Source organism: Kaistella sp., from assembly GCF_049588135.1.
GTDB lineage: Bacteria > Bacteroidota > Bacteroidia > Flavobacteriales > Weeksellaceae > Kaistella.
In genome coordinates this window covers 1-9896 of sequence record NZ_JBAVFG010000248.1, presented here as the reverse complement: position 1 = coordinate 9896, position 9896 = coordinate 1, and the positions used below count along the sequence as shown (strand labels likewise).

Annotated in this window: 13 protein-coding genes; 12 read left to right on the top strand and 1 reads right to left on the bottom strand. The window is 34.5% G+C overall.

The genetic code is table 11. The features are described 5' to 3' along the window. The 12 genes from WBY99_RS13305 to WBY99_RS13250 form a co-directional block, all read left to right on the top strand. Nucleotides 1–709, top strand: a 709-nt coding sequence (locus tag WBY99_RS13305) for a DegT/DnrJ/EryC1/StrS family aminotransferase (protein WP_423976820.1), incomplete at its 5' end; no start/stop codon positions are given. After that, on the top strand, nucleotides 709–1299 hold the full coding sequence (locus WBY99_RS13300) for a sugar transferase (RefSeq protein WP_423976819.1): 591 nt from the start codon (nucleotides 709–711) through the stop codon (nucleotides 1297–1299). The genes WBY99_RS13305 and WBY99_RS13300, both read left to right, overlap by 1 nt. A 78-nt stretch (nucleotides 1300–1377) precedes the next feature. After that, nucleotides 1378–2391: a Gfo/Idh/MocA family protein gene (locus tag WBY99_RS13295; protein WP_423976818.1), complete on the top strand. Its 1014-nt coding sequence runs from the start codon at nucleotides 1378–1380 to the stop codon at nucleotides 2389–2391. A gap of 15 nt (nucleotides 2392–2406) precedes the next feature. Beyond that, on the top strand, nucleotides 2407–2952 hold the full coding sequence (rfbC, locus tag WBY99_RS13290) for a dTDP-4-dehydrorhamnose 3,5-epimerase (RefSeq protein WP_423976817.1): 546 nt from the start codon (nucleotides 2407–2409) through the stop codon (nucleotides 2950–2952). A 76-nt stretch (nucleotides 2953–3028) separates the two neighbouring features. Next, entirely contained in the window at nucleotides 3029–4108 is a 1080-nt protein-coding gene (gene rfbB / locus WBY99_RS13285) for a dTDP-glucose 4,6-dehydratase (protein ID WP_423976816.1), read from the top strand. A gap of 3 nt (nucleotides 4109–4111) precedes the next feature. Beyond that, a complete protein-coding gene (locus tag WBY99_RS13280; RefSeq protein WP_423976815.1) occupies nucleotides 4112–4579 on the top strand; it encodes a hypothetical protein in 468 nt (155 codons plus the stop codon). Nucleotides 4580–4582: 3 nt separating this feature from the next. Continuing rightward, entirely contained in the window at nucleotides 4583–4822 is a 240-nt protein-coding gene (locus tag WBY99_RS13275) for a hypothetical protein (protein ID WP_423976814.1), read from the top strand. Further along, a complete protein-coding gene (locus WBY99_RS13270) occupies nucleotides 4822–5031 on the top strand; it encodes a DUF3791 domain-containing protein (protein ID WP_423976813.1) in 210 nt (69 codons plus the stop codon). The genes WBY99_RS13275 and WBY99_RS13270 overlap by 1 nt, the downstream gene beginning before the upstream one ends. Continuing rightward, nucleotides 5028–5513 carry a DUF3990 domain-containing protein gene (locus WBY99_RS13265; protein WP_423976812.1) on the top strand — a complete coding sequence of 162 codons (486 nt, stop codon included), beginning with the start codon at nucleotides 5028–5030 and terminating at the stop codon, nucleotides 5511–5513. Before WBY99_RS13270 ends, WBY99_RS13265 begins: the two co-directional genes overlap by 4 nt. Further along, nucleotides 5510–6367, top strand: a complete 858-nt coding sequence (rfbA, locus tag WBY99_RS13260) for a glucose-1-phosphate thymidylyltransferase RfbA (protein WP_423976811.1) — start codon at nucleotides 5510–5512, stop codon at nucleotides 6365–6367. Before WBY99_RS13265 ends, rfbA begins: the two co-directional genes overlap by 4 nt. Before the next feature lie 177 nt (nucleotides 6368–6544). Continuing rightward, a complete protein-coding gene (gene rimO / locus WBY99_RS13255) occupies nucleotides 6545–7846 on the top strand; it encodes a 30S ribosomal protein S12 methylthiotransferase RimO (RefSeq protein ID WP_423976810.1) in 1302 nt (433 codons plus the stop codon). 343 nt (nucleotides 7847–8189) lie between these two features. Continuing rightward, nucleotides 8190–8573 (top strand): septal ring lytic transglycosylase RlpA family protein, encoded by a 384-nt coding sequence (locus WBY99_RS13250; protein WP_423976809.1) that lies wholly within the window; start codon nucleotides 8190–8192, stop codon nucleotides 8571–8573. A gap of 263 nt (nucleotides 8574–8836) precedes the next feature. Here WBY99_RS13250 and WBY99_RS13245 read toward each other — a convergent pair whose 3' ends face one another. Beyond that, nucleotides 8837–9598, bottom strand: a complete 762-nt coding sequence (locus WBY99_RS13245) for an exodeoxyribonuclease III (RefSeq protein WP_423976808.1) — start codon at nucleotides 9596–9598, stop codon at nucleotides 8837–8839. Between the last annotated feature and the right edge of the window lie 298 nt (nucleotides 9599–9896).

The window sequence follows — 9896 nt, the reverse complement described above, 5'->3', positions numbered from 1 at the left end:
TCATTCAGTGGGTGCATTTTATAAAAATAAACCGGCAGGATCAGTTACCGATATCACGATTTTTTCATTTCATGCAGTGAAAAACATTACAACGGCTGAAGGTGGTGCAATCTGCATCAATCTGCCTGCGCCTTTTGATAACTCAGAAGAGTATAAAACAATGAGACTTTGGACCCTAAACGGTCAAACGAAAGATGCTTTCACAAAATCACAAGGGGGCGGAAGCAGTTGGAAATATGATATTATTTTTCAAGGGTTAAAAATAAATATGCCGGATATATGTGCCGCATTGGGTTTAGCACAAATAAAAAAATACAATACGGAGATTTTACCGCAGAGAAAAAGAGTTGCCGAGCAGTACCATGAGTTTTTCAGCAGAAAAGAATGGGCGCAATTGCCGATAATTGCCGATGATACGAGGACTTCATGCTATCATTTATATGCATTAAGGATAAATAATATCACGGAGGAACAAAGAGATGCGATGATGATTTCTATAGCAGAAGATGAAGTTGCTGTAAACGTACATTTCATCCCAATGCCTTTATTGACTTTATTTAAAGATTTGGGTTACAGGGTCGATGATTATCCAAACGCTTATCACAATTATTCGAGAGAGATTTCGCTGCCAATTTATCCACAATTGACTGCTGAACAAATTGATTTTATCTGTGAATCCATTGAAAAAGCGTATAAAAAGGTCATTTAATGAAAAGGATTTTTGATGTAATTTTGTCCGTTATAGGGATTATAATACTCTCACCGTTTTATATAATAGTTTCACTTTTAATATGGTCAGACAGTAAAGGCGGAATCTTATATAAACAGGAAAGAGTTGGGTTGAATGGCCGTATTTTCAAAGTTTTTAAATTTAGAACCATGAGACCTGATTCTTTTTCAAAAGGAGCACTCACCGTCGGAAGTCGGGATCCCAGAATAACCAGTATCGGTTATTATCTCCGTAAATATAAACTGGATGAATTACCACAACTTTTCAACGTGCTTTTTGGCGAGATGTCTTTTGTAGGTCCCAGACCAGAAGTTAAAAAATACACCGATTTATACAATGACGAACAGAAAAAAGTATTGTCTGTTCTTCCGGGAATCACCGATTATGCCTCCATAAAGTTTAGAAATGAGAATGATTTGCTCTCAGCGAGCGACACTCCGGAGAGATTATATATTGAACAGATAATGCCTGAAAAATTAGATTTGAATATGAAATACATTAAAGATAATAATGTATTTAAAGATATTAAAATCATTTTTGATACATTTTACACGATTATCAAGCACTAATCGTAGATTCTGAAAAAAATACTGACGGTCTGCAAAATTCAAAAAAAATAACTATTTGTAAAAAATATCTGGTTTTCAATGGAAAATAAAGTAAAAATAGCCATCTTAGGTTACGGGCATATCGGTAAAAAGCATGTAGAAATGGTCTCTCAAAACCATGACTATGAGCTAGTTGCCTTAATCGATCCGAAATTTAAAACAGAGGAAATAAGCAATTCAACTCCAGTTCCTTGTTTTTATTCTTTACAAGACTTTATAAAAAGTTCGATAATTGCGGATATCGTTGCTATTTGTACGCCAAATGGTTTGCATTTTGAACAAGCAAAAACACTGATTGAAGAAGGAATTGATGTGATTATTGAAAAGCCGATCACCCTTAATTCGGTAGAAGCGGAAGAATTAGAAAAATTAGCTTTAGAAAAGAAAGTTAATATTTTCCCAGTGATGCAAAATCGGTTTTCGCCACCGGCTTTGTGGTTGAAAGATTTAATTGAATCCGAAATTTTAGGAAAAATATTTATGGTTCAGATTTCTTGTTTTTGGAACCGGAATAATCAATATTATACGATTGATTCTTGGCGAGGAACAAAAAAATTGGATGGCGGTACACTCTACACGCAATTTTCCCATTATCTCGATATCATGTATTGGCTTTTTGGAGATATTACCAATATTAAATCCAAGTTTGCCGACTTTAACCATTCGGAGTTAACCGAATTTGAAGACAGTGGTATTATAACCTTTGATTTTAATTCAGGTGGTATGGGAAGCTTCACCTTTTCTACCTCGGTGTGGCATGAAAATTTAGAAAGTTCGCTCACCATTATTGCAGAAAACGGTTCAGTGAAAGTAGGCGGGCAATATATGAATCATGTTGAAAAATGCATTGTTAAAGATTATATCGTACCAGAATTGCCCACAACCAATCTTCCAAATGACTATGGAAGTTTTAAAGGTTCGGCACAAAATCATCAGTATCTTTACAAAAACGTAATCGACTTTTTAAGAGCGAGAAAAAAAATTCATACCACCACCAATGACAGTATTCAGGTGCTGAAAATAATTGAAAATATTTACAGTGCAACTGTTTAAAAATAAAGCCTTTTTATGAAAATTAAAGAAACTCCTTTAAAAGACTGTTATATCATTGAACCTACCGTTTTCGAAGACGAACGCGGATATTTTTACGAAAAATTCAACGAACAGAAATTTGAAGAACTCACCGGATTGAATGGTCATTTCGTACAAGATAATATTTCAAAATCATCTTACGGCGTTTTGCGTGGTGTTCATTTGCAAAAAGGCGAACATGCACAAGCCAAATTGGTTTCTTGCTTGGAAGGAAAAGTTTTCGATGTGGCGGTAGATCTTCGTCCAGATTCAGAAACTTTTGGGAAATGGTTTGGTGTGGAATTAACTCCGGAAAATAAATTACAATTATACGTCCCACGTGGTTTCGGACACGGCTTTTCAGTTTTAAGTGAAACAGCCATATTCTCCTACAAGTGCGATAATTTCTATAATAAAAAATCCGAAGGAAGTGTCATCTGGAATGATAAAGATTTGAATATCGACTGGAAACTTCCCAAGGAAGCAATCATTCTTTCTGAAAAAGACCAAAATTTGCCAACCTTCACAGAAAGGAATTTTTAAGATTTCAGTATTTTTGAATTAATTTAAACGTTTAACTCAAACACCCAATCACTCAAACACTAAGCATTCAATTTCTATGAAAAACATAATCATCACCGGTGGAGCCGGCTTTATCGGATCGCACGTCGTTCGTGAATTTGTAAAGAAACATCCTGAATCCAAAATCATCAATCTCGATGCTTTGACCTACGCCGGGAATCTTGAAAATTTAAAAGACATCGAAAACGAACCCAATTACATTTTCGAAAAAGCAGACATTACCAATGTGGATGAATTGCGTAGAGTTTTTGAAAAATATAACCCTGACGCAATTGTTCATTTAGCTGCAGAAAGTCATGTGGACAGAAGCATCACCGATCCAAATGCATTTATCAATACCAATGTCAACGGAACGGCAAATCTTTTAAATTTAGCCAGAGAATTCTGGACCCTGAACCCAGATCATCAACACGGAAATTTCCCTGATGAAACAAGAAAGAATTTATTCTATCACGTTTCTACCGATGAAGTTTACGGGAGTTTAGGCGAAACAGGTTTCTTTTTAGAAACCACTGCTTACGATCCGAAATCTCCTTATTCCGCCAGTAAAGCAGCATCTGATCATTTGGTCCGCGCTTATGGAAATACTTATGGAATGCCGTTTATCATTTCAAATTGTTCCAATAATTACGGTCCGAATCATTTTCCGGAAAAATTAATTCCACTTTGTATTTCCAATATTTTGAATGGAAAATCGCTTCCAATTTACGGTGACGGAAAATATACGAGAGATTGGTTGTTTGTGATCGATCACGCAAAAGCGATTCATCAAATATTTTTTGAAGCAAAAACGGGAGAAACCTACAATATCGGTGGTTTTAATGAATGGAAAAACATCGATTTGGTGAAAGAACTCATTAAACAAATGGATGAAAAACTGGGGAATCCAGAAGGTCATTCAGAAAAATTAATTACTTACGTGAAAGATCGACCAGGACACGATTTACGTTATGCCATTGATGCTTCTAAATTGAACAAAGAACTCGGTTGGGAACCTTCCGTAACTTTCGAGCAAGGTTTAGGAAAAACCATCGATTGGTTTCTGGAAAACAAAGAATGGCTGGAGAATGTAACCAGCGGAAACTATCAAGATTATTATAATAAACAATATTCTTAAAAAATGAAAAAAACATTCTTCATATTTTTTGCTTTTATTTCTATTTTTTTACTAGCCCAAACTCCGCCCCCTTCTGTTGCAATACCAAAAGGAAATCAAGAAAAATTAATTGACGAATTTTTAGAAGTCTCAAATTACAAAAAATCACTACAAGAATATTCATTTACTTTCCTTTATAGTAAAATGAACAAAAAAATAAATGGTAAGTATGTAAAGGTTTTAGATAAAAATGATTTAAATTTAATTGTCGAAAATTTTGATTATGAAAAATTTAAAAAACAAACACTTTACAATTCATTTTCAATTATTTCAGAGGACAAACTAAAAGAAATGATTCTTTTTTATAAAAAAATTGGGGGAAATCTCACAGAAAGAAATGAATTGTTTTTTATATCAACTGCAATTAATAATAATTTAACAAGTTTAATAAATCAAGCCGCTGAAGAAATAATTACAAAAAAAGGTTTTTAAACAATGAATAAAGAACAGTTTAATGCGATTTTTCCTAATATTATTCAGGATTTGGTTTCTCTGCTGATGGAGAAGCAGAACTTGGATTTTGAAAATGCGTTGGTTGTTCTCTATGATTCCGAGTTATTTGAAAAACTTTCGGAAGAAGAAACCAAATTTTGGTATTTCAGCACAGAAAAACTTTATGAAATGTGGGAATATGAGCAAAAGACTGGTAAAACAATGAGCGTAGATTATTTGTAATGAACACGCTGAACAACATAGAAAAATTTATTATTTTCTGTCTGGAATTGTACAGAACAGAAAAGAAATATGCTCAAAAAAAAGCATTAAACGATTTTAAAAAATATCATGTTTTCGATTTTATTAAAAACGGATTTGAGGTTTTGCATACGCAAAGTCCGCATTACATTTATCAGGAAATAGAAGATTTTATCAATCATAAAAAATGAAATTGTATCACGGAGGAGTCATAGAAATTGAAACGCCGAAAATTTTAGATAATCAAAGATTGGTTGATTTTGGCAAAGGATTCTATACGACAACAGTATTAGAACAAGCGCAGAAATGGGCTTTAATTAAAAAAAACAGAGAGGCGGCAAAAGAAGCATTCGTTTCCGAATTTGAAATAAATGATGCTGTTTTTGAAAATAAGAAATATAAAATTTTGGATTTCAAGGTAGCCGATGAACAATGGCTTGATTTCGTAATTAAAAACAGAAAAGAATATTATCTTCATGGATACGACATTGTGAAAGGAGCGGTTGCAAATGATACATTATATACCGTAATTCGACTTTTTGAAACGGGAATTTTGAATAAATCCGAAACTATTTCGCGACTCAAAGTTCACAAATTATTCGATCAAATCTCTTTCCACAACACCGAAATTCTAAAAGAATTAAAACTGACAAAAACACACCTTATTATATGAAAGGAATAATTTTAGCCGGAGGTTCCGGAACCAGACTCTATCCGTTGACAATCGCAGTAAGCAAGCAACTAATGCCTGTTTATGATAAACCCATGATTTATTACCCGCTATCGACTTTATTGTTGGCGGGGATTAAAGAGATTTTAATTATTTCAACACCACATGATATTGGTGGTTTTGAGAAATTATTGGGCGATGGATCTTCCATTGGTTGCAAAATCGAATATAAAATTCAACCTTCACCAGATGGTTTGGCGCAAGCTTTTATTTTGGGCGAAGAATTTATTGGCGACGATTCTGTGGCTTTGGTTTTGGGTGATAATATTTTTTATGGCGCTGGTTTGCCGCAACTTTTATCGAGTAAAACCAATGTGAAAGGAGGTTGCGTCTTCGCTTATCAAGTTTCTGATCCTGAAAGATATGGCGTGGTAGAATTTGATGAAAATCAAAAAGCGATTTCGATTGAAGAAAAACCTTTGGAGCCGAAATCTAATTTCGCCGTTCCAGGATTGTATTTTTACGATAATTCAGTCGTAGAAATTGCGAAAAATCTGAAACCTTCACCAAGAGGCGAATTGGAAATTACCGATGTTAATAAAATTTATCTTGAAAAAGGCGAATTGGAAGTTGGCGTAATGTCGCGTGGAACGGCTTGGCTCGATACCGGAACTTTCGATTCTTTGCATGATGCTTCGGAATTCGTAAAAGTTTTGGAAAAAAGACAGGGCTTTAAAATTTCTTGCATCGAAGAAATTGCGTACATAAAAGGATTCATTAATAAAGAACAACTTTTAGAATCTGCAAAAAAATACGGAAAAAGCGGTTACGGCGATTATCTGAAAAGAATTGTGTAATTCTTGCTTTAAAACAATATACTCCTAAATTAAAGAACCCTTTCCGCGTTTCAAACGCTGAAAGGGTTTTGTCTTTTATCCAAACCGTTTTTTAACAATGATTCTTATCAAAGTTTTTATTACTAAATTTGCACCCACAAAATTACTCATTACCAATTACTCATTACCCATAAAATTATGCGCACAAAATCTGTCGGAAAAAAGAAAATCAATATCGTAACATTAGGTTGTTCCAAAAATGTTTATGATTCTGAAGTGTTGATGGGACAGCTAAAAGCCAACGGAAAAGAAGTTGTACACGAAGATAAAGGCGATATTGTAGTCATCAATACTTGTGGATTTATTGATAATGCAAAAGAAGAATCCATTAATACGATTCTGGAATTTGTGGAAGCGAAAAATAGGGGAGAAGTAGAAAAAGTTTTCGTAACAGGTTGTCTTTCCGAAAGATACAAGCCGGATTTGATTCGTGAAATTCCCGATGTTGATCAATATTTCGGAACTCGAGATTTGCCGATTTTATTAAAGCATTTAGGTGCCGATTACAAACACGAATTGGTGGGCGAAAGAATGACGACCACACCAAAACATTACGCTTACTTGAAAATCGCCGAAGGTTGCGACCGACCGTGTTCGTTCTGCGCAATCCCTTTAATGAGAGGAAAAAATATTTCAACTCCGATTGAAAATTTAATTATTGAAGCCGAAAAATTAGCCAAAAAAGGCGTGAAAGAACTCATTCTCATCGCACAAGATTTAACCTATTATGGACTTGATCTTTACAAAAAACGGGCATTAGGAGATTTGCTTTTAAAATTGGTAAAAGTAGAAGGAATCGAGTGGATTCGTCTGCATTATGCGTTCCCAACAGGTTTTCCGGAAGATGTTTTAGAGATTATTAAAAACGAACCGAAAGTTTGTAATTATATCGATATTCCGCTGCAACACATTAATTCTGATTTGTTGAAAGCCATGAAACGTGGAACTACTCATGAAAAAACCGATGCGCTTTTGGCTAAATTTAGAACTCAGGTTCCAGATATGGCGATTAGAACAACTTTAATCGTTGGTTTTCCGGGAGAAACTGAAGAGAAATTCCAGGAAATGAAAGAATGGGTTCGTGAACAAAGATTCGATCGTTTGGGTTGTTTTACGTATTCTCATGAAGAAAATACCACGGCTTATGTTTTAGAAGACGATGTGCCGCAAGAAGTGAAAGAAGCGAGAGTGGAGGAAATTATGGAGCTTCAATCGCAGATTTCTTGGGAGAAAAACCAAGAGAGAATCGGAAAAATTTATCGTTGTATTTTCGATCGAAAAGAAGGAAATTACTTCGTTGGAAGAACGGAATTCGATTCGCCGGATGTTGATAATACCGTTTTGGTTTCCGCAGAAAATACCTATTTGTCGATTGGCGAATTTGCAGATATTAAAATTATGTCAGCTGAAGAGTTTGATTTGTATGGCGAATTAGTTTAAGATTAAGCAATAATCTGTCATTTTTTTGACAATTATATAAGTTTTTTAACACCAAAAATACTTTTAGAAATTCTAAAAGTATTTTTGGTTTAATGTGTTGGTTGCTAATGTGTTGGGTTGTGGGTAAGGTGGGTGTTATGGGCAGTTTAGTTAATTTTGTTAACATTTCGCTATGGTTTTTAACATAATTTAACAATCCTTGGGAGTTACCGCTATTAAAGAGAATACAGTGATTGTTAACAAAAAATTAACAATTCGTTAAGACAGTTTAACCTATCGAGTGTTGGTTAAGTCAATTTCGGGATAAATTTGCAAAGTCAAAACCCATAAAAATAAATTCAAAATGATGAAAAGAGGAATACTCCTAATCATAATGATGATTTCAACACTCGGTTTGTTTTCTTTTAAAACCAATACCGAAGATGCTAAAAAAACAAGTTTTGCATCGTTTTACCACGATAAGTTTAATGGTAAAAAAACAGCCAGCGGAGATGTTTTCAGTAACGAAAAATTAACCGCAGCAAACAGAACGCTTCCTTTCGGCACCATGCTAAAGGTAACCAATTTGAGATCAGGAAAAAGTGTAATAGTAGAAGTTAATGACCGTGGTCCTTTTCACTCGTCCAGAGCACTCGATCTTTCTAAAGCAGCGTACAACTCAATCGGGGATCCTAGAAAAGGAACCATGCCAATTGAATACGAAATTGTCGACATCAATCAAGAGTAACATTTAAAAATGTAAAAACCAATTCGAAAAGAGTTGGTTTTTTTATGGCTACAATACCGATAGCTATTGGTACCGCTCGCAGTTTATCTTGAGCTTGTCGAAGGATTCCCACTTTTTATATTGTTGGCTTCTGCTTCTTCGCTCAGCCGACAATACAAAAAGGAGTTCCGCTCAGGTCGGGTCGCAATCTCCACAATATAGAAAGTTACGATTAAAAAAAATCCCATTTATCTTTCATCTTTCATCTCTTTGTCTATCATCTTCTAACTAATTTCCACCAAAACCGGGCAGTGATCCGAATGAGCAGCTTCCTTCAAAATAGCAGATCGAGAGAGTTTTTCTTTCAAAGAATACGACACGAAATTATAATCTAATCTCCAACCTTTATTTCTTGCTCGGGAATTTTGGCGGTAACTCCACCATGAATAATGATCGGGTTGATCGTTGAAAAATCTGAAACTATCGATTAATTCGCATTCCTCTATGAATTTGGTCATCCATTCTCTTTCCATCGGTAGAAAGCCAGAAGTATTTGCTAAACCTTTTGGATTGTGAATATCGATCTCTTTATGGCAAATATTGAAATCTCCACAAAGAACAAGGTTAGGAATCGTTTTTTTTAACTCTTTAATATAATCTAAGAAATCATAACAGAATTTCATTTTAAAATCGAGCCTGTCAATATTCGAAGCCGATGGAACATAAACCGAAATCACCGATAAATCGTCGAAATCTGCACGGATAATTCTACCTTCCGAATCATAATGTTCAATTCCGCAACCGTATTCAATGTGTTTTGGTTTTACTTTCGATGCGATTCCAACTCCAGAATACCCTTTTTTCTGTGCCGAATGCCAATAGCTGTAATATCCGTTTTTTTCTAAACTTTCGATATCGATTTGGTCGTTTCCAGCTTTGCTTTCTTGGATACAAATTACATCTGGATCTGCCACTTTCAGCCATCCCAAAAAATCTTTGGTAAATGCAGCTCTGATTCCATTAACATTATAAGAGATAATTTTCATTATAGTAAATTTTATCAAAAATACGAAAGGTTTCTATATCTCACCGAACCTTGTCAAAGTTTTAAATCCCGACAAGGTTAATTAAAAGCCAAAATAATAAACAAAAAAAACAAGATAAGTTTTCAAAGAAAGAGATTTTTGTTGAAACAAAACTTCTTAATGAAAACGGTGTCCCGATAGCTGTCTGGAGAGGATTTTTCTCCCTTTAGAGTTGGGGAAAGAAAATTCTCAGGCTTAGAAAAATTGCTTAAAAAAACGCTTTAAGGTTAAAAAAAAATGTATTCAAAATAAGATAAAA